We start from the raw sequence: 24,043 nt of genomic DNA, 5'->3' as shown, positions 1-24,043 counted from the left end.
ACATTGGGAACACCGAAACATCGGGGTCAGATACCCTCTTGAAGGTCAAGCCTATTCATTGCAATTTCCGCATTAAATGGTATCCCGGATTTAATGACGCCATATATCAGGTGCACCAATTTCCGCATGCTGGCACCGAAAATTGCCTTGGGGGATAACCCTCTGGTTTGCAGCCGTACAGCCATCGCCACAACGACAGGGCTGTGATGTTTGGCAACCAGCCCTGGCATATAAAGGGACTTCCTCGCCGCCACATGACCGGTCCTGGACATGGCGCTTCGCTTGTTTATCGAGCTTCCCGACTGCCTCTGCCTGGGTGTAACACCAATGAATGCGGCTAGTGCTTTGGCGTTTTTAAAGCGTCTGACGTCACCGATGTAGGCCAACATTTGGGAACTGGCGCGACGCCCTATACCAGGGATGCTTTGCATCAGATCGGCATCGTTCTTTAGCTCCGGGCTGCCATCAATATGGTCATCAATGTCAGACTGAATCTTCTTGATTTGATCATTGAGCCAGTCGACATGCTCCTTCATCATCTTTTCTACGGATGAAGTTGATGTTTGGCTCAGGGCTTCAAGGCGATTTAGCTCTTGCTGGCGCATATCAATCAATGCTTGAAGGCGGTCTACCAAGGCCCTTAATTCCCGCACAGCAAGGCTTGGAGGAGACCAGCTTTCAAGTCTTGCTCGTTGAGCAAAGCAAGCAATCAGCCGGGCATCCGCTTTGTCTGTTTTGTTCCGGCTTAACTCACTTTGGGCATAGCCTGAAATTCGGGAGGGATTCACCACACTGATTGACCAACCTAAATCAGCCAGGAAGATAGCTACTGCTTCGCTGTAAGGGCCAGTCGCCTCCAGAACAACGGGCGTATCAACGGGGATGTCTCGCTGCTGCAGCCACGTATTTAATGCCTCATGACCGCCAGGGGAGTTTGCAAAAACTTTACTCTTGAACTTGTTGCCGATGGCAACACAGATATCCAGCTTCTTCTTCGATACATCAATGCCCACGGCCTGCTCGTTCATCTTATCCTTCCTCGTATTCAGGCTCTTGGTTAATAACCAGGCCTAAGTTACCCTTCGAATTGTATGAACGAAACTACAGGTCGGCGGACTTATCTGACCCACAGGCTATTACGCCTTATGTCTCATCAGCCTCAGCCGACCTGGCCGCTTCATCAGAACTAGCATCCTGATTTGAAGAGGCTGATTCAAGATACGAGGTCTCCCATTTCCCACCACGCCCTCACTCAGTCGCATACCCATCCTCTTCTTCCCTCGCCTCAACAACCGCCCCGCCACAGCAGGACTGCGCAGGTGCAGTGCCCGGCTTACCAGCGAACCCAGACGGGCAGCTTCAGCTCGATCCATCCTGCGCGATGCGATCCAGCGCCTGCACTCTGTGGAGTTCCTGCTCGCTGAAATAGGCTTGTTGCAGGCGTAACACTGCGGCCTGTTGATCCTCTGCCGCCAGCCCACTGTTCAGGATGGATTGCCGTTGCTGCTGATATTCCGCATAGCGGGCATCCCATTGCGCCCGCGCCTCGTCCAGGGCTTCCAGCCGGTCGGCGGCGGCGGCGCCGAAGTGTTGCTCTCGCAATGCCCGGATCTCCGCTTCGCTGGCGCCCTGCTCCCGCAGGGCTTCGGTTTTTTCTGCCAGCAATACGGGCGCCCGGGTTTCCTCCAGCATGCTTTGCATCTGGCTTGGCAAGGTCTGCTGGAGTGCCATCAGGCGCTGCTGTTGCTCCGCCTCATTCAGTGATGAGTCATCCAGAATCGACTGACGATCAGCCATGTAGCGGTCGTAGGCCATGTCCAGGCCATAGAAAGCCTCCGCCGCTTCCGGGCCCAGGTAGGCCTGCTGCATGGCATTACGCTGGCGCACGGCCTCGCGAATGCCTGCCGGGGAACCATCATGGGGTGGCAGCGCCATCATGGCGTCGCCCAGTGCCAGATACTGCTGAAAGAGTCGCCAGGCTTCGGCGGCGGCGTCAGGGGGCAGGTTCTCATTGAGATAACGGGCAAGGCGCGCCTGGCAGTCGGCCAGTGTCTCTTCACCCTGGGTAGAGAGAAAGTAATCGAATACCCAACGCAGGTCCGGCGTGATCACCAACTCGCCCTGCTCCGTGACCTGTAGCTGACCATCCACCTGGGTGCCGGTTAACGATTCGGGGGCCTCGCCCAAGGTCTGCGCATGGGCCAGCGCCGCCTCAAAATGCGTGACGGGTATATCGGTGTGGGGGCGTATCGCAGGTGCATCTGGTTGCGTTCCATCCGGCAACGCTACAGCGGCTCTGGTATCGGGTTGGAAAAGCCACCAACCCAGCCCCGCCAAACCCACCACAACGAGCAGGCTTAAAACCTGTAGTTTCCGCGACATGATGTTCTCCTTTTTATGTCATGTCCTGGCATCAAGATGCTGTGTTCGTTATTCCTCCAACGCCATCAGGCGGCTGAAGAACGGCGATGCCAGCATGGCCTGCCAGTCATCGCGATTGCCGATCATGCTCACGCACAAACGCGCCATGATCGCGATATAGCGCGGCATGTCTGTGTGCTCTGCCTCGGTACAGAACTGGTAACCCAGATGCTCAATCCCCTGCACCAGGGTGGTCAGTGCCAGCACATCAGCCGGAGTGCGGCCATGCTTCACCATGGCCTCGTGAAGGATGGTGACGATGCGCTCATTGTGTACATCCCGATGCCGGGATACCGGTGACGACAGATCGTGGAGCTCACGAAAGCGGGTGGTCATCAACGGGCCCTGCGACCGCCCCCAGTTGAGGTAGCCGCTCAGCGCGATGAGCAAATAATCGTAAAACGTCTTTTGCGGCTGGGCGAACACCTTCAGGAAAAGGCCTTCTACTTCGGCATTGCAGGCCTGCACGATTTCATCAATCACTTCCGGCACCGAGGCAAAGTATTTGTAGAAGGTGGGCCGTGATACCCCGGCTGCCTTCAGAATCCGCTGTACGGTTGTGCCGTTGGTCCCCTGCTCGCCATACACCGTGCGCGCGGCTAATAAAATACGCGCACGCGTTTCTTCCCCTTTTCCGGTCTTGCCCGGAGGGCGCCCCCGGCGTGGTGCCGTTACTTCACTCATTACTACCCACCAAGATTAACAGCAGTGTTAGTTTACCGTGTTTTTCTCGCAGAACGACAGGCTCCAACCGCCTTGCCCGGCGTAGATGCCAGTACTTTTTTCTGAGGCTACCAGTTAACACGTATCACCAGAGTCGTTATAACTAATTAATATTAACACTAATGTTAATTTTTAATGGCAAGTACCGTAAGGTGTCTCCACCCCCTGACCAGGGAGGCTCGACGTAGAAACGGCAGTACCGTCGATAACAATAACGAGCCAGGTACAACGCTATGACAACGCCAACACGGGGACCCATTCGGGCTCTCAGTCTTACCCTGTTCCTGTTCAGCCTTTCCGTTAGTCTGCCGGCCCAGGCCGGCTGGTTCGATTGGCTGTACAAGGATACCTACACGCAAACCCGTTACCCCATTGTGCTCAGCCATGGGCTGTTCGGCTTCGATGATATCGCCGGCTACAACTACTGGTATCGCATACCCGAAGAGCTGCGACGCAGTGGGGCCGATGTCTATGTCACCCAGGTGGCCGCCGCCAACAGCACCGAGGTGCGTGGCGAGCAGCTGGCCCGTCAGGTGGAGGAGATTCTGGCCGCCACCGGCGCCGAGAAAGTGAACCTGATTGGCCACAGTCACGGCGGCCCCACCGTGCGCTATGTGGCGTCGGTGTATCCCCAGTACGTGGCCTCTGCCACCGCCGTGGCCGGACCGCACACCGGCGCGCGCATGGCGGATGTGCTGCTCGGCATGCAGCAGGCCCTGCCGCTTACTGGCGAAGTGATCGGTGAAATTGTGAATGCAGCCGTCAGCTTTCTGGATCTGATTTCCAGCGGCGGTTACGAGCAGGATTCACTGGCGGCCATGTACTCCCTGTCGACCGAAGGCAGCGCGGAGTTCAACAGCCATCATCCGGAAGGGCTGCCCCAGGACGCCTGCGGAGAAGCCCCGGAGCAGGCCAGCAATGGCGTGCGCTATTACTCCTGGTCGGGCGCCAAACCGCTGACCAATGCCCTGGACATCAGCGATGCGGGCATGGGCCTGCTGGCCCTGCTCTATCTCGGCGAAAAGAATGATGGCCTGGTTTCCAGCTGTTCCAGCCATCTTGGCCTGGTGATCCGCGATGATTACTGGATGAACCACCTTGATGAGGTCAACCAGATTGCCGGCCTCACCAGTCCCTTCGAAACCAATCCGGCCACCGTATTCCGCCAGCACGCAAACCGGCTGAAGAACCGGGGCCTGTAAACATACCTTTTCACAAGGGAGAGTGCTGAGGGCACCACGCGTGCCCTCTTTTTTGCGCCACACGCGCTTCGGGACCGAAGCGCGAAACGGCTGATTATCCTGTTGTCTGATCAGCCCTGTGTGGGTGCACAGGGGCCGCCACCGTACCACACTACTCAAACCCCGGAAGCGGATGTACCTCTGTCACGGCCATCAAAGACCATCCCTCATCGATAAAAGACACCCTTGTGATATCGCTGAATGGGCCACGATTCAGGGCCGTCGTCAGCCTATTCATTTTAAGGCATAGTTAACGCCTTCCCCTGCTATTCGAACAATGACAACAGAAAGGACGCACCATGCATTTGTTAATTGGGATCATCCTCGTCGCGGCGGTGGTCACTCTCTTCCTGATGCAATCTCCCTCTTCCACACGCCCGTCTTCGACGGCACGTTTTGTTCAGCGACCGCTGAACCGTTCCTTTGCCTACCTTTCCAACGGCCTGATGTTCCGCCGGGACGCCAACGGTACCGTGCAGCAGTTGCACAGCCCTTTTGTTGAGGACGCTATTCGGCGACAGGAGAAGGCGGCATCGCGGCATGGCTGGAAGGAAGGAACCACGTTTGGTGTCCGCGCCGGTGGTGGCATGCGGAACTTTGATCCCGCCAAGGAGAAGCCGTTCCTCAGCAGTTCGCTGGCCTTCGATCACAATGGAGATCTGCTCTACTTCCTGAAGGATGATACGGTGGGCGGACTGTTCAGGCTGGAGCAGGCGTCCGGCAAGGAGCTGCGGCTGATCCTCAAGCAGCGGCTTGATCTGGCTGATATCACCCTCTCTCCGGATGGCGAAAAGATTGCTGTGTCATCCACTCAGCCTAACGCCACGACCAACATCGCCCTGCTGGACAGCGATGGCGACAACTACCGGGAAGTCACCGGCGGAGACACCCTGGATTCCAACCCCGCATGGGTACCGGATGATCCCAATGCGTTACTGTTCCAGTCTATCGGGTTGGCACGTAACCAGGACGGCTACATTGTGGCCCATGGTAATGCCAGCATTCAGATGCTGGATATGGCATCACGGAGCGTGACGCCTATTCTGGAAGACCGGGACACAGATTATCTGAAGCCTCGTGTCGCCCCCAATGGCGACCTGCTGTTCATCCGCCGGCCGTTCGAACAACCCAGCTATGGCTATTCCGATTCGGCACTGGATACCGTGCTACTGCCCTTCCGCCTGTTGCGGGCCCTGTTCCATTACCTGAATTTCTTCTCGCTGATGTACAGCCGCAAACCGCTGACCAGCGCAGACAATCCGGCGCAGCAAGCCGATGTGAAAGAGATACTGCTGCAGGGAAAGCGGGTGGATGCAGAGAAAGCATTACGCGAAGGCGGCAAGGTACATGGCATCCCCTCACTGGTGCCTGCCAATTGGGAACTGGTCGCCAAGACCCGCTATGGCGATGTGCAGGTATTGGCCAATCATGTGTGTGATTTCGACGTATTCGATGATGGCACCATCATCTACTCCAATGGCCAGGCTGTGTTCTCCGTTCACCATGATGGCACTCAGGGGCTGGTCTTTTCAGGGGAGCTGGTGGCGCAGGTGGTGGCTGGCTGACGGCATCGACACCCTCCTCGACTCTTGAATATGGGGGCAGGTGGATTGTATTTTCACATTAAAAAATAGATACAGGCAAAATACATGTATGGATTATGTATACCTTATACCCTTTAAAGAAAAAATTACTATAGAGACCTTCGAGCAGCGATAGCTACAAGCAGGCTTTGACAGAATTTGCCAACAATACCTTGGCGCCCCAAATATGGAGTGACGACATCATACCAATATCGCCACTCCTGAAAGGATTGCAATGCAAACCTCAAGGGGGGTTTGGGAAGTGTTTATTCATCCAATACATAAACCCATTTTTGTCGAACAATTTCTATTACTGAATAGAGCCTAGTTAGCCACAGGCCTGTCTTCGTCCGTAACTGCGCCATCGTCGTTAACGACTACGGTCTTGCCAGGCTGACATTGTCGACGGTTGTTTGGAGTAATACTACCGTCATCTGCATTAGCTGCAGTCAGGACATCGACATCCCAGACTACTGTCATTGATATTCCATCAATTTCACTCACAAAATTAGTAAACGTTGTAGAGTCCGACTCGTTGAGCCCATCAGGCGAGCTAAATAAACTAAACGAATAGGGTGAAGATGTTTTATTACCAGATTTCGCCGGACTTGTTGGTCCGGTTTCCAGATGTGCAACAGCAGTCTGGGCTTGAACAACAAACTCCTGTCCTGGTTTGAGAATGGTAAACACAGGTCCATACTTCTGAACACCTGATCGACCCGCGCTCTTATTCTGAGAGTAAAGGAATTCTGAGCTAATCGCCGCATCAGTGGGTTTTATATTCAGATCGACAGTCACGTCATTCACATCATTATTTGCACCTGACAAAGTGGTTTCAAGTGTAAATGTGACACCGACACAAACATCATTGGTTTCCAAGGGGTTCAACCCGAGGATCTGCTCTTCTTTATCTGAGAAGACATACTGATCCTCGTCTGTGTTGAATTTATTCGGATCAGTCCCCAAACCTTTTTCAAAGCCATCTGACAATTGATCATTGTCGACGTCATCGAAATTGGGATCAGATGAAACTCTGTATGGTTCGCTACCTACAACAGTAACAAGCCAGCCAAGAATCTCTTCATTATCAGAGAAAACATCATTATCGCTATCCCAGTCGAGAGGATTAGTAACAGGATCCACTTCAGTCTCTTGTTGGTCAGGCCGCCCATCTTTGTCAGTATCGGCCAGCCTGGGATGAGTCAGAATAGAGAACTCCTCGAAGTCGTTAAGGCCGTCGCCATCTGTATCTACGACCGTGGGCTCAGAAGTCGGTAATTGACCAAACTTTTGGCATCCTTGTGAATCAGGAAGAGAAGGGTCACAGACAGACTCAAAGTTATCTGCAGCTACTCTGGCGGTCACAATCCAGCCATTGTTTTCTTCAAAACCCAAAAGCCCGTCCCCGTCAAAGTCACCTATGTCGTCAATATCTTTCACATTGGGGTTTGCGTAAATTGGTAACTCGGTACCATCAGGCACACCGTCGCCATCCGTATCTCTGTCAAGTGGATTAGTGAAGCAGAATACGGCTCTTTTTTCTGGGAAATCACTTAGCGAAAAACCGGCAGCAATAATTTCACTATCCTGCGCATCACGGCATGTAGATATATCATCTGGATTATCATCCAGAAGACCTTCAGTATCGCGCAAGAAACTTACAAAACCTGAAATTTCTTCAAAATCGCCGATACCGTCATTGTCGGTATCCTGACTTGATGGATCAGTAACATATTGATTGGCTGTTCCGTACTCAAGGTGATCCTCTATGCCATCATTATCTGTGTCTGAGGTGTTACAGCTTGAAAATGCTTCGTATGATGGCCCTTCCTCTAGGTTGATAATCCATCGATTAAAGACCGTCTCACTCTCATCTTCATCTTCATCAATAAAGACATAGGAAGGCTCACTGATCCCATTAACCTCTTTCGTGCCAAACACTTCAAAATAGTCTGGCAGTGAGTCTCCATCACTATCTTTTGAAGCATCATCACATGCATGTAGGGATTCAAGTCGAGCAGGTATTTCATCAAGATCCTCATCTTTCACAAGGCCAAAAAGCACACCTGTGCTTGGAGACAACTCCTGGTCGTTGACCTTAACGCTTTGGCCATCACCAAACGAAAGACCTCCATTAAGGATAAGACCGCTCTTTGTTAGAACCATCCAGCTTTTATAAAGGCTTGGATCATTCTTGAAATTTCGAATGCGCGTTATTCTTTCCACGCCACCACTACCAGGAATAATCTCAGTGGCGTAGCTATTGAACCACTCCGATTCAGGCGCATCATTAGCCGCCTCGTAGCGCGTCAGACCGATGACATCTTGCATGATGGTATGAAATTGAACTCCTATGTTCTTTCCATCAAGGTCAAAGGATATAGGACTTACATTGTCGCCATCCTTGATGCCATATGCGTAACGAACCTCTTCCTCGCTTATCCCCTTGTTCAATGCAATTTTCGGGGCAACCACACTAATCGGCTGACCAAAACTGCTTGCAATTCTGTAGGATTCGACAGGGTCCACCCCTCCATAGTCGAACGTTATGGTAGTCGTTCTATCGGTGACATCTTGAGAGCTATACGCAAAGTTCCGTCCATTCTCATCTTCGACATTATAATTTGATATTTTGAAAACAACCCCGCTCGGATCTCGCATCAACCTCTCAACTTGGCCTGGAAATATATCCTTTGCGGTGAAAATGATAGGACCAATTTCTCCTCTTAAGGGTCCGAGGTTATATTCGCTATTAGATGAAGCTGGAACCAGCGTTGCCACAGGCACATAAGTGCCGGGATCATTTGGATCATCTACCAACGCAGACACTTCAATATCTCTCAAAGTGAAGGCCACATCAGAAACAGATGAAAGATAAACAAGGGTACTAATCCTTGCTGCTTCGACAGACCTTGTCAGTGAGGTATTTTCAGTCACTTCACGTGAGGAGGTTAGTGACTTGTTATATTCTTGTTGAGTAGATTTCGCAGTTTCATCTGACCAGGAAGACGACCAACTATGCTCATAGCCAGCAGTCAGCTGGAATTCGGTGGAAAATTTGGTCCCAATTCCCACACCAATGCCAACTGTAGCGTCAAACCCGGTTTTAGCAGATATGCCTGCAGAAACTTTGTCACCTATCTCGGAAGTACGTGTGTTAGTTCTTGAATTACTTTGTGAAAGAGTACTGGAGAACGTTTCTTGTGTTGATGTGACGCTGCCTTGTGAGTCCGTTTCCGAAAATCTGACGTCAAGCTCTAACCCAATACTCTCTACCCTGAATCTAGGCTGCGGAAGGTCGGACAATCTCGGATTTCGGTTTGCGAGAATCACTTCATCCTCGTCCCCAATTTGATCTCCATCGGTATCTGACAGCAGTGGAGAAGTTTTAAAGAATGTCACTTCTGCTCCATCAGACAAGCCATCCTGGTCGCTATCCTGGCTAGTGGGGCTACTAAAGACACCGTTAAACTCATGCGCATCCGACAACCCATCTGAATCCGAATCAAATCTTCTTGGATCAGTCAGTAGATTTCGTTCTACAAGATCACTCAGGCCATCTCCATCAGTGTCCGGGTTGAATGGATCACTACTCACCTCTCGGATATCAAACTCACCACTTGTATTTTTTACCCTCACCAACCAACCAAGTTGCTCATCATTATCTGCCAGCCCATCACCATCAGAATCAGTCACCTCACCAATTCCTGGGGGCGAACCAGCGAAAACAGCTGTATTGGCGGAAACAAATCCTTGCCCATTGATTGGCTCTACCTGTAGAGCCAATCCTTGGCGATCTGTTACATCCACGACAACTACTCGATAAGTCACTTCATTTTGAGACAGGGTGCTTACTATTACCGACGACCTATCAGAACCAACGAACGTAGCGCCAGTAATCTTCAAATAGCCCACTTCACCATTAACTGTTTCTTGAACAATTGAATAATTGTTTATATCAATTGCACTGTTCGACATTGCTTTGCTGAAACTGATCTTGACACTGACGTTGCTAGTTGAGATCGCACCGGTTACAACAGGAGAGACCTTAGGTTCTTCAGGAGGTGGGGCGACATTGACATCATCACCCCCGCAACCTGCAAGGAACGCCATCACTAATAAAAAAACTACTGACAATCGAATCGCCGAAAACATGATAATTGCCTCATTTCACACTCAGGTGCCAGATTTCAAGCAGCAACGCTGACGCTTGAGACCAGGTTCGCTTTTGTCATTAATGTGTTTAGCCCGGATGGCTTTTTGAGTAGCGCCTAACAAGATCGCCGCACGCCTGCGGGTTGTTCAAATAGCGCTCCAGGCCAACCAGAACGATATCTGCTCTCCTGAGCTCACTTTCGGTGTCTACCGGGTCGTAGTAGGATGTCAGCCCCCATTCTCCATATCCGTCTGCAGTGATTCTGCTTAACGAAAATCCTTGTTTGGCGAGATAATCACGAACGGCACGAGCTCTTACTATCGAAAGTGAATAGTTGTAGGTTTCCGATCCATCCCGGTCGGCCTGCGCTCGTATCTCGACGTGAATATCATCAGGTAACTCTTTGAGCTGACTGGCCAGGTCCTCCAGCCTCTCCCTTGACTCTTCATTCAACGCGACAGAAGCCTTAGCAAACTGAATGCCATCAAAATAGATTTCAAAATCTTCGCACTGGTGATTATCGGATAGAGGGACAACGGGATCTGACTCGTCGTTGGGATGTGTCGGCTCATTACCAAACTGAAAATACTTAACAATTCCCAGTGTCATAAATTGAATATCGTTATTAATGAAGGTGTAGTTCGCTCGAACATGCAATGTTTTGTAAGGAAGCCAGTGCATCGATGCACCGAGATAGACGTCTTGCTCGTTTTCGTCGTCCATATCTACATAGTATCGATAGCTGTAACTGGTTTCTGCTAGTCCAGCACTCAAACCAAAATCCAGGTTTGGTCGATAACCAATGGAGTAAGTCGTACCAAGGCCATAGGTTTCCAGCTCTACCATTCCGCGTGTACCACGATCAGGCAAACCCACTACCTCGGCATCACCCAGATCGTGCCAAAAGAACTCTGCAGCCCAAGGCGAAGAAAACTGATACCCTGCTAAAAGACCTTGAGAGAATTCAGAGTTTTTCTTGGACTGATATTCAGCATCATCCAGTTCGATATTGAGAAAAGATATGCCGGCTCTGTACCCCACGTAGAAGCTCTTTTCAGGTGAAGAAGAGTAAGATTGCGATTCGGCAGTGCCCACGAAAAACACCCCAGCCATTAAAACCACCAACCTCTTCGAGGCGAAATCTCCCCCCATACTTTTACCTCGTGTCTTTGCACGGAAAACCAAAAACATCCGTACCGATAACGGTTGAGATAAACTAGATGGAGTCGTTCTGCAGAGCTATAGCAAGTAAAAATTCATGCCTAAAAAATGACATTGTATATTTAAATAAAAACACACCGGTTACAAAATAATCGCACCATCCTCGTACGCGCCGATTGCCCCAATTACGAGCGCGCCCTTATCCTCTTATTTTTCATAAACTTTTTTCTAATATTTTTTCCTAAAATAAAGAAGCTTGAAAAAAATTTGAACAACGTTCAACTCTGTTGCTAATTAGCCGTCCTCCAGACTCTTAAAACCTATACTCGATTTACAGCAATAAAAAAAGCGAACCCCCGAAGAGGTTCGCTTTACTCATCATGATCCACGAACTTCGTGCTGACGGATCAGCCCCGCTTGGGCACTGGCCGATAGGGGTGCAGCCAGCTCAGGAACGCATCGACACCCCGGGTCTGGATCCAGACTTTGCCTTCACCACTAAAGCGACATACGAAGCCCTCGCCGGAGAAGAACAGGGATTTATAGCCACCCACCTTGGACACCTTGTATTCCAGACCTTCAGTGAAGGCGACGATGTTGCCGGTATCCACCACATAGTCGCCCTTCACGTCGATCTCGATCATGGCACCGTAGGTGTTGAACCAAAGGTCGCCCGTACCCTGGGCACGAATAAGGAACAGGCTTTCACCGGAGAAGAAGCCCTTGGTAAGACCCTGCCACTTGCTCTCTACGGCAACCTCCGGTCCTGAAGCCACAAAGGCTGAGTTCTGCAGGTAGATGGTGTCCTCGTTCAGGTAAACGTGGCCCATATCACCGGGAGCTGCGGGTGCAATGCCAATTTCTCCCGGCCCTCCAGGAGAGGTGAACTCATTGATAAAAATGGATTCACCGGTCATCAACCGACCCAGGCCGCCGCGCATGCGCGTCTTCATTTCCAGATGGGCATCCATGGTCGCCATGGCGGAGGCCTCGACCTTGATCATCTGGTTGGCGGGCACCGTGACGGTAAGAAAACTGAAGTCCGGGCGCCCTTCAATCCGGAAGGCGTAGCCGGGGTGATCCTTGTCGCTTTCAATCACCGCAGTATCCGCCACCGCTGCTTCCCCAGGAGGATTCGCAGCCACAGGCGCCTCATTGACCGGCGCAGGCGCAGGTGCCGGCTCCGCGACAGGCTGGCTTGCAGACTGCTCAAAGGTGACGCCGATACCCAAATTCTGCAGCGCGGCTCGAAACTTTTCTGCCACGTCCGGAGATACATTCTTGCGAATAACAACCGGGGCGCTTCGCAGCACTTTTGATGCCTTTTCTTCTTCCGTCTTGAACAACGCCGCAAACCCGGAGATGGCCTGTTGCAGCGCGGTTTCATCGAAATCATGGTGAATGCGAATATTCACTGTCTCATTCATGTCATGTCTCCTATGCGCGACGCTGCTTGAGGCCTGGCGACATGGCCCAGCCGAAACTGCCCGGGTTATGGGACTGGCACCACACCGTTCCCTTGCCCTTGAATTTACACACCATGCCTTCCCCACCCAGGAAAGACTGCAGCCAGCTGCTACCCGCTTTGGTGATGCTGAAATCCAGTGTTTCATTGAAGGCCACGATATGACCGGTATCGACAATGTATTCACCGTCCACTTCCACCGGATAAATCGCACCAAACGAGCTGACGACCAGCTTGCCGCTACCTTTCAGGTTCAGCCAGAAGACGCTTTCACCGGACAGGACAGACTTGAAACCTTGCCATCCCAGATCGATCTCGACCCCGGAATCGCAGCACAGAAACGAACCGCCCTGCACAATCAGGCTCTCGTTATCCAGTTCGTATTCCATCATGTCACCTGACAAAGTGGTGCCCATGATGACTTCACCCTGGCCTGCAGGTACAGAGAAGTGATTCAGGAACAGTGACTCACCTGCCACCATGCGTTTCACAGCTTTCAGTAAACCGCCCTTGCCACGCTTGTGGGTGGTGGTTTCGATGCCCATGTTGCCGCTCATGGCAATCATGGCACCGGCCTCTGCGGTGCAACTTTCGCCTTCTTTCAGGGTAATACGTGCCGCGGCATTGCCGGGGCGATGCAACAATTCAATCTCCATGATTGCCTCCGGTTAACGCAGCTTGGGGTTCACCCAGCTGGTAATGCCACTGATAGAACGCGTCTGAATCACCACACGCCCCTTGCCCTGTACCCGCGTGACCAGCCCTTCGCCACTGAAGAAGCTGGAGAACAGACCCGCCGCCAATTGCAGTTTGAGCTTGATGGTCGGGTCATACGCCACCAGGTGGCTGGTATCGACGATGAACTCGCCATCCACTTCCCGTTCCAGCAACGCACCGTAGGCGCCGTACCAGACTTTGCCGTTGCCTTTTACTTCGAGACGAAACAGGCCTTCACGGGCAATCCAGGAAATGAAGCCCGCCCAGCGCAGCCCCAGTGAAACGGTTTCCTCACAGGCAAGAAACGCCCCCGGCTGAAGGAACAGGCTGTCGCCATTCAATTCATGGCAGCGCACCTCCCCTGGAGTGGGCTGCACGATGGTGAGCCTGGCCGGGCTGTCAGCATTATTGGTAAAGCGGCTGACAAACAAGGTCTCCCCACCGAGAAACTTGCGCAGCAGGCCCCGCAGCAGGCCGCCGTTAAAAATCGCTTTCAGATCAAGGCGGGCATCCATGCTGGACATGGCATCGGATTCGGTGATCACGCTTTCACCGGGTTCCAGATCCATATCGATGTAGGAGAACGCCGCGCCCCCTTTGATTTCACTTTTCATTCAACTCTCCCCCGAGTTACGTTCCGTGTCTTCATTCAGGTCATCCTTTTCCATATCGTCGTTATCATCCCGTGGCATGGCCGCCACGGCTTCCCTTACCTGCTGTTGCAGGGCCAGGAATTCTTTTTCCAGAGTGAGGTACCGACCATCTGAACCCGCAATCATGTCCTGCATGTTTTCAATGCGCTCTTGCGTGGCCGGGTGGCTGCTCAGCAACGGCATGATATTTTCCATTACCGCCTTGCTGTCCTCATCCTCAATCTCCTCAAGACGTGCCTGTTCTTCTTCAATGATTTTTTCAAAGAATGACACCAGCCCGTTCGGGTTGATGTCTGCCTCTTCCAGTAACGCAAAGCCATGCTCATCCGCTGCGGTTTCAAAACCACGGGAATAACTCTGCGACAACAGCGCCGGGGTGGCCGCCGCGATCATGGCCATAATGCCGTTCACATCCCCCACCAGGGCTTGCACGGTCAGAACCAGGCCCGCACGGGCCATCACCTGCCTGACGCCATGCTGTTCGGTCACGTGAGCAATTTCATGGGCAAGCACACCCAATACTTCATCGGCACTCTCGGCACGCTGCAGCAACCCGGAGTTCAAAACGATGTAGCCGCCCGGTAATGCAAAGGCATTAAGCTCGGCATCATTGGCAATGTAGACATGGAATTCATAGCGGTCGTTATCTGCATGCTTCAGCAGGGGCGCAACCAGTGCGTCCAACGACTCGTTGATGGCCTCCGACTCAATCATCGACTGGCCGATCTTGTACTGGGCCAGGGCGCTTTCCCCGAGCGACTCTTCCCATTCGGCAGGCAGCGTTGGCGCGATCCAGCCCGTCACCGTGTCCATATACAGCACCAGCAACAAGGGCACCGCGATAATCAGACCCACCACTGAGCCCAGCACACTCCAATTGAAGATGCGCAGACGTCGGGCTCCCGCGACCTGACGCGACAATGATTTGTGTTGTTGGAAGTGGGGATTTTTGAGGACTGAGCGATCGGCAGTGTAGAGCTGCCAGTCGGGATAATCCGGATGCTCGAAGAACACCAGCCGGTCACTGGCGCCTCCCAGGCGGGCCTTCACTCCACTCAGAGGGAGCGCCACTGAAGCGGAATCATTGGTAAAGCGCACGGTACTGGCATCGATAAGAATCTGGCCAGACGCCCTGCCCTTGGCGAAACCATCATGAAAAGCGTGGCCATCGACCTGCTGTCTTGTCACAGCTTCCTCCCTGAAGCGCAAAAAGAACGACAGTGATGACACTCAAGGTGGCGCCACCGCGTAAAAGAATGGGCTCCAGTTATAGAGAAAACTGCATAGAAGGTAAACCTTTGGCACTATAATCCCAGTAAGAATTATGCATGATCTCCCGCAACACTCTCTCCATGTGCATCTCCGCAATTTAGCCGTTTTTTTGGCCCCATTTCCCACTCTTGTTTGCAGCGGGAAGCAGTGGTTGGCGACTAGACCTATGGCCCTCACAATCAATGTTGATGCCCAATGGAGATGAAACCTCGCAGCTGCTTTTTTTCAGTTCTTGATGCCAACGCCGGGCTATATAGCGGCTAGCTCTAAGTGAGGGCAAAGGGCATTGATTTCGGCAAGCCTTACCTACGAGGGATTAGGCATGAAGATTCAGATGACAATCATGCCAAGCTGGACAGCTGACTAAACTGGCTGTGACCGGCACGACATGCGCGTGTATTTTTTTCAGTCATTCCAGAAGGTTAACGCGGTTGGCATGGTTCCCGCTTGTCTGATATCACTGGCCCAGGGTCGAGCTTTCAAGGAGGACAAATGTTTCCGCTGATTGTGCCCATTGGTGCGGTGTTACTGGGGGTGGCGTTGCTGCTATTGGGCAGTGGGCTGCTCAATACACTGCTGGCTGTGCGCGGAAGCCTGGAAGGCTACAGCGATAGTGCGCTGGGCCTGATCATGTCCGGGTACTTTCTCGGCTACTTCTCCGGCACGTTTGCCGCCCTGCCTTTGATTCGACGCGTCGGCCATATCCGTGCCTTTGCCATGTGCGCAGCTCTGGCGGCCTGCTCTGCCCTGCTACATGTGATGTTTGTAGAACCCTGGGTGTGGATGGTACTGCGGATATTGAACGGCTTTGTGCTGGTAATTCTCTATACCGTGGTGGAAAGCTGGCTAAACGGACAGACGCCGGCTGAACAACGCGGCAGGGTGTTTGCGGTGTACATGGCGGTAAACCTGGGGGCGCTGGCGGCGGCGCAGCAATTGTTGCGGCTGGAGTCGGCCATGTCGTTCATGTTGTTTGCCGTGGCCGCCATGCTGATCAGCGTGAGCCTGGTGCCCGTGACCTGGACCCGCTTTGCACAGCCGCCTGTGGAAACGGTGACGCGGCTTCGCTTCAAGGCACTGTACCGGGCTGCACCGGTATCAGTGGCAGGCGCCCTGCTGTCAGGGCTCGCTATGGGCGCCTTCTGGGGGCTCGGGCCGGTGTATGCCAACCGCGTGGGGCTGGATAGCGCCAGCGTGGCGACATTCATGAGTATGGCCATCCTGGGTGGCGCCCTGTTCCAGTATCCACTGGGCCGCTATTCCGACACTCATGACCGGCGCAGTGTACTGATGGTGATCTGTCTGGCCGCGACGGCCGCTGCATTGCTGGTGTGGCTATCGGATGGCAACACGCCGCTTCTGTACCTGAGCATCGCGATCTATGGCGGCCTGGCTTTTTGCGCCTATCCCGTCGCGCTGGCGCACATGATCGACCGGCTGGATGCGAACCAGATTCTCTCCGGCGGGAGCAGTGCGCTGTTCTTGCATGGTGTGGGGGCGGCCATGGGGCCAGCGCTGGCTGGCCAGTTGATGGAATGGTTCGGCGCTGGCTCCCTGCCTTTCTATTTTATGATCATGCAGCTGGCACTGGCGCTCTATACCCTGATGCGGCTGCATGTGGTGCGCGAAGACCTCTCCGATCATTCCACCCAGTTTGTGCCCATGGTGCGCACCTCACCCGTAGCTCTGGAAATGATGCCGGAGGAAGAAGTGGAGGTAGAAAGCGAGGACGCCCGTGACTCAGATTCCAGCCATCGTGAATCACCCCCGGACAAACCCTCCCTCTAGGAGCGGTGGTTCCACCGCGAAAGGGTTGGCATTTCGATGACCGTTATCGCGGTCGGACGACCGCGCCTACGGGAAGGGCGGCAAATACAAGCTGTTGCTGGCGAGTTTCGAGTTTCGAGTTTCGAGTTTCGAGTTTCGGGTTTCGAGTTTCGGGTTTCGGGTTTCGGGTTTCGGGTTTCGGGTTTCGGGTTTCGGGTTTCGGGTTTCGAAGATCAAAACTCACCCCCTCTGGGTGCAAAAGGTTTCTACGCTTTTGATTTTCGCAACTCGATACTCGTCACTTGCAACTCGCTTTATTACCTCGCTTTGGCTCGGATCGCCTGCGGGCAGGCTCCTACGGAAAATGCTGCAGGCCCGGCTCCACAAAACCACCCGCAATGTCTTCCCTTCAGACTTGGCACGGTTTACGCAGTATCAGGGGTAACAAGCGGCATTTAAGCCGTTATTACCCATTTGAATAACCTGAGAACACTGCGAGGGGTCCACCCATGGAAACGTCTTCTATCAAAGAACTGATGAGCACCCGCTTTGCCAAAATCCACCCGGCCATGCCCGTGGTGGAAGCCTCCAGCAACCTGATCAAGCAGGACATGCTGGGCAGCCCGGTGACCGACGACAGCGGCACGCTGGTGGGCTGGATAAGTGAACGGGAATGCCTGCAGGCCGCATTGCAGGTGGTCTATCACAATCAGCGCGTGGCCACGGTAAAGGATCTGATGCAGACCGAGGTGCTGACCGTTTCCCTGGACAGTGATGTGCTCTCACTGGCCCAGCAGATGCTCAACGCCAAGCCGAAGATCTACCCGGTGGTGGATGCCAGTAACAAGGTACTGGGCGTCATCAGCCGCCGTCATATTCTCAACATGCTGGATGACAAGCTGGCCGAGCTGAGCAAGAAGGCGAGCTAGCCCCGAGGAGATTGCACAATATTGAGGCAGCATTTCAGTCTTTAAGTGCACCACTTTGGATCTTTGCCGATCATTTCAACCGCAATGACCGGGGTGTCTGAACATAAAACATTGAGCATAAAGAAGGGCCAGCCAGGCGCCAGGCTAGCCTTGTTCTGCGTGCACCAGGGAGGCCAGCTCTTCAAAACTGCGATGAAAATGCGCCACCAGGCCCTGAGGATCGGTCATCAGGTTTTGGTCCGCAACCACACCAAACTGGACCGTGCCTGCATAGCTGAGGATGCTGAGCCCCATCCCCACTCCGCCGGACTGGGGAACCCAGACCATGGGTTGCAGGATGCGAGCCCCAGCCAGATAAAGCGGTTTCTGTGGCCCGGGCACGTTGGTCATGACCAGTGACGCTTTGCTGCTGAGGAACTCCAGCGCGGCCTGCTCCAGCGCATCTGGCCCCTGGCCAAGCCCGACAAGCATGCCGTAAAACACCCAGGGCTGAGGCGACGCCTTCAGGTCGCGCATGTGTTTCTGCACTTCCAGCAAGCGACTGCGGGCACTGGCCAGATGAATGGGCAACCGCACCAACACCAACCCAAACTGGTTGCCGAGCGTATCAATGGGTTTGTCCAGCGGGCGCAGATTGAATGGCACAGCCACGTTGAGATCCTGTGTCACATCATCGCCCTGCTCCAGAAGCCAGCTACGCAGCGCTCCGGTGGCACAGGTCAGCAGAACATCGTTAACCGTACCGTCAAGCGCATGGGCCACATCCTTGACGGCTTCCAGATCCAGCGGTTCGGCCCAACCCACCACTTTACGCCCACTCAGCGAACGTTTCAGGCAGGTGGGTGGGTCGCGGGGCTGCAGGGTGACACGGGCCAGTTCAGCACCGGCTGACCAGCCGGCACGCGCCAGTTCGAGCAGCTGATCCGGATGGCGTACCAGCTCCGTGGCCTCTTCAATCAGGTCATGGGCAAGGTGGCGGCCCCGTTCCAGCCAGGAAGTGTGGTGATACGGTCGATCGCCATTAGGCGCTTGCCGATCTCCCTCCCTGGTGGTGTCCGCCACGGACAACAACACCCTGACCAGAGCGAGCCCATCGGCGATACAGTGATGAATTCGGCACACCACCGCGCTGTGCTGACCATCGACCCGATCGATGATATGCATCTGCCACAGAGGATGGTGAAAGTTGAGCGGAGTACTGATCAGGTCTGCGCAGAAGGCCTGCAGCTCGTGCATATCTGCCTTGCCGGGCAAACCCACGCGATGCACATGGTTGTCGAGGTTGAAACCGGGATCGTCCTGCCAGTAGGCATGCTCCTTTTCCATCACCACTCGCTGGCGAAAACGGGAAAATGACAGCAATCGCTGTTCAAGCACGGACCGCAAGCGGCCCAGATCCAGCGGCCCCTCCAGCAGCAGGACCGTCTGTATCATCATCAGATTGTTATCGTTTTCCATCCGTAGCCAGGCAGTGTCGACGGCGGACATGGGCTCGCGGTCTTGTTTCATGGCGCTCGCTCCCTGCAGTATTTTCCCAGCGCGATTCCTTCGCGGGACAAGGTCTACCAGCGTACGCCCATGGCCGGTCCAAGAAGTTGATGTGGGTCAAACCTGGCAACCTGCCAGCGGTTACTTGCTACCGGGAGAACAGGCTAGACTCTGTAGGGTTCCTTTATCGATTTCAGGGCGTTCATGGACGACGTAGCACTCCAGTTTCTCGAAAACAACCAGACCACCCTGCGCCTGGCGGTGGCCCTGTTGCTCGGCGCGATTATCGGGCTGGAACGGGGCTGGGAAGCGCGCGATCAGAAATCCGGCGAACGTATTGCCGGCATCCGCACTTTTGCCCTGATCGGCCTTCTGGGTGGGGTGGCCGCGGTTCTGACACGAGAGGTGACGGAGTGGGCCTTTCCGGTGTTGTTGATCAGCGTGGTGGCCATGTCCATTGCCGGTTACAACGAGCGTCTGGCGCACATCCGCAACTTCAGTATCACCGGCATGATCGGCATGCTGCTTACCTTCTGTTTCGGCGCCATCGCGGTGGCGGTGGACCCGGTGATGGCCGCTGCTGCGGCCGTCATCACCGCCACTGTTCTGGACAGCAAGGAAGAGATCCATGGCTGGGTCAACCGTTTAAAAGAGCATGAACTGGATGCGGGCCTGAAGCTGCTGTTGATCTCGGTGGTGATGCTGCCACTGCTGCCCAATCAGCCCTTCGGGCCCGGCGGAGTACTCAACCCGCGCGAGATCTGGTGGATGGTGGTGATGATCGCGTCCATCTCCTTTGTGGGCTACTTCGCCATGAAGCTGGCAGGCACCCGCAAGGGCATTCTGTTCACCAGCCTGTTTGCCGGGCTCAGCTCTTCAACGGCGCTCACCCTGCACTTTTCCCGCCAGTCCGCCCGTAATCCGGAGCTCAGTGGACAACTGGCGGCGGGCATTTTGATTGCCTGCGGCACCATGTTCCCGCGCATTCTGGCCTACTGCTTCGTGATTAACCGGGACCTGATGCCCAGCCTGATCTGGCCGGTGCTGGTAATGACTGCGCTGCTCTATATTCCTGCTGGTCTGATCTGGAAGCACTATGGCGATCATCAGACGATCTCCAGCCCGCCGCTGAATCAGAACCCGCTGGATCTGACTTCGGCGCTGGTATTCGGTGCATTGCTGACTGCAATCCTGCTACTGGGTGAGCTTCTGACAACCTGGCTGGGTGATACCGGTATTTACGTTTTAGCCGCCAGCTCCGGGATTGCCGATGTGGATGCCATCACCTTGTCATTGACGCGCATGTCTACCGATCAGCTGGCCATGAACACGGCGGTCATCGGCATCGTGATTGCCGCTGCCACCAACAATATGGTGAAAGCCGGTATGACCTGGGTGATCGGCCAACGGCAGATGGGCTGGCTGGTCGGAATTCCCATGGTGCTATCGCTGGTGGCCGGGATGACGGTGGCCTGGTGGCAGTGAACTTTTTGCGTGGTATTCGTTTTTAAGAATAGACATTCGGCCGACCACCGCCCCTTTGCATCAAGACGCCGCACCTTGCCCTGGTTCGGACGTTATGAGTCCTGTGAATCTGGCGCCTTGCAGGTAGAAATCCCGAAGGGAAGGTATGCGGGGCACCAGCGGGTGGTGCCGGTGAACAGCGGGATCAGTCCGATAGCGCCCCACCAGCTCTGGAAAACGATGCCCAGTGCGATAATCACGACGCCTGCCACCAGGCGCAAGGTGCGGTCGGCGTTGCCTACGTTTGTCTTCATGGCGCAATCCTCTCAGAGTCATCTGATCCGAGTATGCGACCCACACAAAGCACCGTCGACATCAATCGTGCGCGAGCTTGATTCACATCAAGCCGCACCGCATCAAAGCTTTTTTACTCGCCGGTTCTTGCCCTTGATCTTGCCGCTCATCAAACGCTGCAGCGCCAGTTCCGCACTGTCTCGCTCGATGGCCACATAGGCCTGGTAATCGGTGACGGTAATCTTGCCGACCTGATTGCCGGGGATACCGGCATCCCCCGTGAGCGCCCCGAGGATATCGCCAGGGCGAAGCTTGTCCTTGCGACCGGCAGCAATACACAGAGTGATGGTGGGCGGCAGCATGGGATCGCCTTCGCGGGGCTTGAGGCTGGACGCCGGATGCCAGTTGAGTTTTTCACCCTGCAGCTCTTCGATGGCCATGGCTCGGCGAGCCTCTTTCGGCGCCACCAGATTGATTGCCATCCCCTTCTCCCCTGCCCGACCGGTGCGGCCAACCCGGTGAATGTGGGTTTGCGGATCGTGGGAGAGTTCGGCATTGATCACCATATCCAGGTTATCAATATCCAGCCCACGGGCTGCCACATCGGTGGCCACCAAAACCGAGAGACTGCGATTGGCAAACAGGGTCAGTACTTCATCGCGCTCGCGCTGTTCGAGATCACTGTTCAGTACGCGGGCAGACAGCCCGCGGCGGCACAACTGGCCGACCACATCGTTACACTGCTGTTTGGTTACGCAGAACACCACACAGCTGGTGGGGCGGAAGCATGCAATGGCATCGGCTACGGCCTCATAACGCTGCAGCGGCTCCACTTCATAGAAGCGCTGTTCGATACGGCTGTTGTCATGCAGCGCTTCCACCTCCACATGCTCGGGCTCGCGCATGAAGGTCTCGGCCAGCTGCTTGATGCCCGGCGGATAGGTGGCCGAAAACAGCATGGTCTGACGCCGGGCCGGCGTCTGGCGAATGACCTGGGCAATGTCATCGTAGAAACCCATGTCGAGCATCCGATCTGCCTCATCCAGCACCAAAGTGTTGAGGCCGTCGAGGCTCAGGGTGCCCTTGCTGAGATGCTTGAGTATGCGGCCCGGCGTACCCACGACGACCTGTGCGCCATGCTCCAGCGAGCCGATTTGCGGGCCGATGGGTTGGCCGCCACACAGGGTCAGCACCTTGATGTTGCCCACACCGCGGGCCAGCCGACGGATCTCCGCTGCCACCTGATCCGCCAGTTCCCGGGTTGGGCACAGCACAAGTGCCTGGCAACCGTAATAGCGAAGATTGAGCGGATGCAGAAGCCCAATACCGAAGGCGGCGGTCTTGCCGCTGCCCGTACTGGCCTGGGCGATTACATCGTGACCTTTCAGCAGTAACGGCAGGCTCGCTGCCTGTACCGGGGTCATGCTGGCGTAGCCCAGGGTATCCAGATTGGCGAGCATATCTGTGCCAAGCGGCAGAGAGGAAAACAGGGAGTCAGTCACGGCAAAGCTCAGGTGGTGGGAATCAGGCGTGCAGTGTAGCAATTGTTGAGCACAAGCGACCGCACTGATTTAGCGGCTTTGCTGAATGCCCTGCAACCGGCGGGAATAAAAAAGGCGCCTAAGCGCCTTTTGGGTCAGATCATACAGCCTTTCTCAGGCTCAGCCGCATCCAGATCGCCAGACCCAGGCCCCAGGCAGCGTTGACGATCAGGCCACCCACAACCTTGGTGGCATTCACCTCAATCCCCTTCATGGGGAACACCACCAGCATGGCCACCAGAGTGGGCCCAGCGGCGCCAATGAGGACCGCACTGAGCCAGTACGGCAGGCCCTGCCAGCGCCGAATCAGCCACCATACCGGCAAGCCCCACAGCCCGCCCCAGAAAGCCAGGGAGATGACCTGCGGAACGGCAAAGGGCGGCACCGGATTCATGTTCCAGGGAGCCGCCGGAATCATGTCGGCCAGCCAGAACAGCGCGAGAACGCCCTGATGGAAAAGCAGCGTGGCAATAAAGCCACCGGTAAAAGCCTGCAACCATTGTTGTTTCGTATTCACCCTGAGGATCCTTGTCTGATTCGGTACCACGCAGGCTACCGAAAGGTGCATTCGAATCCTAGTGTACCTCGGGTGCAACGGGATGATGTGAAGCAACCGGCGAGACTGGCAACAAAACACTGCGAGCAATCTTGAGCGTCACCGGATCGGTGTAGACCATGGCAAATGCCAGTGTTTTCACGTCCGCCGATGAGGTGCTTTCCGGAGGCGAGATATCGTGACAGGTCCACAGTGCAACCGGGATCTCTGCTCCCGGTCGAATATCTCGCATTTCATGGTGATTACACGCCCTGATTCTGCGCACATTGCCATAACGAATAAGCAGCAGGGCGTCATGGATATCCGGCTGTGTCATGGCCTGTTCCGAAAGGACAGACTCAAGACAGTCCGCCTGATCCTGCTCTTCCAGTCGATGACAACTGCCCGCCTGCGCCAGCTTGAAAGCAATGCCATAAAGCAACCTGTCGTTCTTGCCACTTTCCGGGCAAGCCATGACCGCAACAGGAAGGATCAAAAGCAGCATCAGCCAGATTCGAGATTGTATGGTCATCGAACACTCTGCGCAGGTTTGAATCTCTCTTATGTTATGACCTTGCCCCGCAGACACCTCACCTGTTTGGGTGATTCGTCTGAATGCAAACCTCTGATGGG

19 protein-coding genes are annotated in these 24,043 nt (G+C 54.5%); 5 read left to right on the top strand and 14 right to left on the bottom strand.

The window, feature by feature from the left end; all coding sequences use genetic code 11:
* Positions 1-26: 26 nt before the first annotated feature.
* From GFN93_RS09935 to GFN93_RS09925, 3 genes are all read right to left on the bottom strand, one after another.
* On the bottom strand, positions 27-1,028 hold the full coding sequence (locus tag GFN93_RS09935) for an IS110 family RNA-guided transposase (RefSeq protein ID WP_153500947.1): 1,002 nt from the start codon (positions 1,026-1,028) through the stop codon (positions 27-29).
* Between the two features lie 331 nt (positions 1,029-1,359).
* On the bottom strand, positions 1,360-2,382 hold the full coding sequence (locus GFN93_RS09930) for a lipase secretion chaperone (protein WP_153500946.1): 1,023 nt from the start codon (positions 2,380-2,382) through the stop codon (positions 1,360-1,362).
* A gap of 48 nt (positions 2,383-2,430) precedes the next feature.
* On the bottom strand, positions 2,431-3,105 hold the full coding sequence (locus GFN93_RS09925) for a TetR/AcrR family transcriptional regulator (RefSeq protein WP_153500945.1): 675 nt from the start codon (positions 3,103-3,105) through the stop codon (positions 2,431-2,433).
* Between the two features lie 272 nt (positions 3,106-3,377).
* Between GFN93_RS09925 and GFN93_RS09920 the strand changes: the two genes are divergently transcribed.
* Together GFN93_RS09920 and GFN93_RS09915 are read left to right on the top strand one after the other, a co-directional pair.
* Complete coding sequence (locus GFN93_RS09920) at positions 3,378-4,346, top strand: esterase/lipase family protein (protein ID WP_153500944.1); 969 nt, start codon at positions 3,378-3,380, stop codon at positions 4,344-4,346.
* 338 nt (positions 4,347-4,684) lie between these two features.
* Positions 4,685-5,950, top strand: coding sequence for a TolB family protein (locus GFN93_RS09915; RefSeq protein ID WP_153500943.1), 1,266 nt, complete (start codon positions 4,685-4,687; stop codon positions 5,948-5,950).
* 342 nt (positions 5,951-6,292) lie between these two features.
* Here GFN93_RS09915 and GFN93_RS09910 read toward each other — a convergent pair whose 3' ends face one another.
* The 6 genes from GFN93_RS09910 to GFN93_RS09885 form a co-directional block, all read right to left on the bottom strand.
* Positions 6,293-10,123 carry a binary toxin-like calcium binding domain-containing protein gene (locus tag GFN93_RS09910; protein ID WP_153500942.1) on the bottom strand — a complete coding sequence of 1,277 codons (3,831 nt, stop codon included), beginning with the start codon at positions 10,121-10,123 and terminating at the stop codon, positions 6,293-6,295.
* Positions 10,124-10,211: 88 nt separating this feature from the next.
* The gene (locus GFN93_RS09905) at positions 10,212-11,276 is read right to left on the bottom strand and encodes an OmpA family protein (RefSeq protein WP_194285783.1); all 1,065 of its coding nucleotides are present in this window, start codon (positions 11,274-11,276) and stop codon (positions 10,212-10,214) included.
* Positions 11,277-11,692: 416 nt separating this feature from the next.
* Entirely contained in the window at positions 11,693-12,712 is a 1,020-nt protein-coding gene (locus GFN93_RS09900) for a TIGR00266 family protein (RefSeq protein ID WP_153500940.1), read from the bottom strand.
* A gap of 10 nt (positions 12,713-12,722) precedes the next feature.
* Positions 12,723-13,406 (bottom strand): TIGR00266 family protein, encoded by a 684-nt coding sequence (locus tag GFN93_RS09895; RefSeq protein ID WP_153500939.1) that lies wholly within the window; start codon positions 13,404-13,406, stop codon positions 12,723-12,725.
* 12 nt (positions 13,407-13,418) lie between these two features.
* Positions 13,419-14,081, bottom strand: a complete 663-nt coding sequence (locus GFN93_RS09890) for a TIGR00266 family protein (RefSeq protein ID WP_153500938.1) — start codon at positions 14,079-14,081, stop codon at positions 13,419-13,421.
* On the bottom strand, positions 14,082-15,308 hold the full coding sequence (locus GFN93_RS09885) for a M48 family metallopeptidase (protein WP_328594494.1): 1,227 nt from the start codon (positions 15,306-15,308) through the stop codon (positions 14,082-14,084).
* Between the two features lie 576 nt (positions 15,309-15,884).
* Between GFN93_RS09885 and GFN93_RS09880 the strand changes: the two genes are divergently transcribed.
* Together GFN93_RS09880 and GFN93_RS09875 are read left to right on the top strand one after the other, a co-directional pair.
* Positions 15,885-17,180 carry an MFS transporter gene (locus tag GFN93_RS09880; RefSeq protein WP_153500937.1) on the top strand — a complete coding sequence of 432 codons (1,296 nt, stop codon included), beginning with the start codon at positions 15,885-15,887 and terminating at the stop codon, positions 17,178-17,180.
* A gap of 488 nt (positions 17,181-17,668) precedes the next feature.
* Positions 17,669-18,088 (top strand): CBS domain-containing protein, encoded by a 420-nt coding sequence (locus GFN93_RS09875; protein ID WP_153500936.1) that lies wholly within the window; start codon positions 17,669-17,671, stop codon positions 18,086-18,088.
* A 144-nt stretch (positions 18,089-18,232) separates the two neighbouring features.
* Here GFN93_RS09875 and GFN93_RS09870 read toward each other — a convergent pair whose 3' ends face one another.
* On the bottom strand, positions 18,233-19,597 hold the full coding sequence (locus GFN93_RS09870; RefSeq protein WP_153500935.1) for a WS/DGAT/MGAT family O-acyltransferase: 1,365 nt from the start codon (positions 19,595-19,597) through the stop codon (positions 18,233-18,235).
* A gap of 183 nt (positions 19,598-19,780) precedes the next feature.
* Between GFN93_RS09870 and GFN93_RS09865 the strand changes: the two genes are divergently transcribed.
* Positions 19,781-21,061 (top strand): MgtC/SapB family protein, encoded by a 1,281-nt coding sequence (locus tag GFN93_RS09865; RefSeq protein WP_153500934.1) that lies wholly within the window; start codon positions 19,781-19,783, stop codon positions 21,059-21,061.
* Between the two features lie 92 nt (positions 21,062-21,153).
* Here the strand turns inward: GFN93_RS09865 and GFN93_RS09860 are convergent, their stop codons facing one another.
* From GFN93_RS09860 to GFN93_RS09845, 4 genes are all read right to left on the bottom strand, one after another.
* Positions 21,154-21,354 carry a YgaP family membrane protein gene (locus tag GFN93_RS09860; protein WP_153500933.1) on the bottom strand — a complete coding sequence of 67 codons (201 nt, stop codon included), beginning with the start codon at positions 21,352-21,354 and terminating at the stop codon, positions 21,154-21,156.
* Positions 21,355-21,456: 102 nt separating this feature from the next.
* The gene (dbpA, locus tag GFN93_RS09855) at positions 21,457-22,836 is read right to left on the bottom strand and encodes an ATP-dependent RNA helicase DbpA (RefSeq protein ID WP_328594492.1); all 1,380 of its coding nucleotides are present in this window, start codon (positions 22,834-22,836) and stop codon (positions 21,457-21,459) included.
* Between the two features lie 139 nt (positions 22,837-22,975).
* Positions 22,976-23,392, bottom strand: a complete 417-nt coding sequence (locus GFN93_RS09850) for a hypothetical protein (protein ID WP_328594491.1) — start codon at positions 23,390-23,392, stop codon at positions 22,976-22,978.
* A gap of 58 nt (positions 23,393-23,450) precedes the next feature.
* The gene (locus tag GFN93_RS09845) at positions 23,451-23,942 is read right to left on the bottom strand and encodes a hypothetical protein (RefSeq protein WP_153500931.1); all 492 of its coding nucleotides are present in this window, start codon (positions 23,940-23,942) and stop codon (positions 23,451-23,453) included.
* Positions 23,943-24,043 lie beyond the last annotated feature (101 nt).

The sequence above is a fragment of the Alcanivorax sediminis genome (assembly GCF_009601165.1).
GTDB lineage: Bacteria > Pseudomonadota > Gammaproteobacteria > Pseudomonadales > Alcanivoracaceae > Alcanivorax > Alcanivorax sediminis.
The sequence above is the reverse complement of the archived record's forward strand: the minus strand, read 5'-3'. Positions and strand labels throughout refer to the sequence as shown.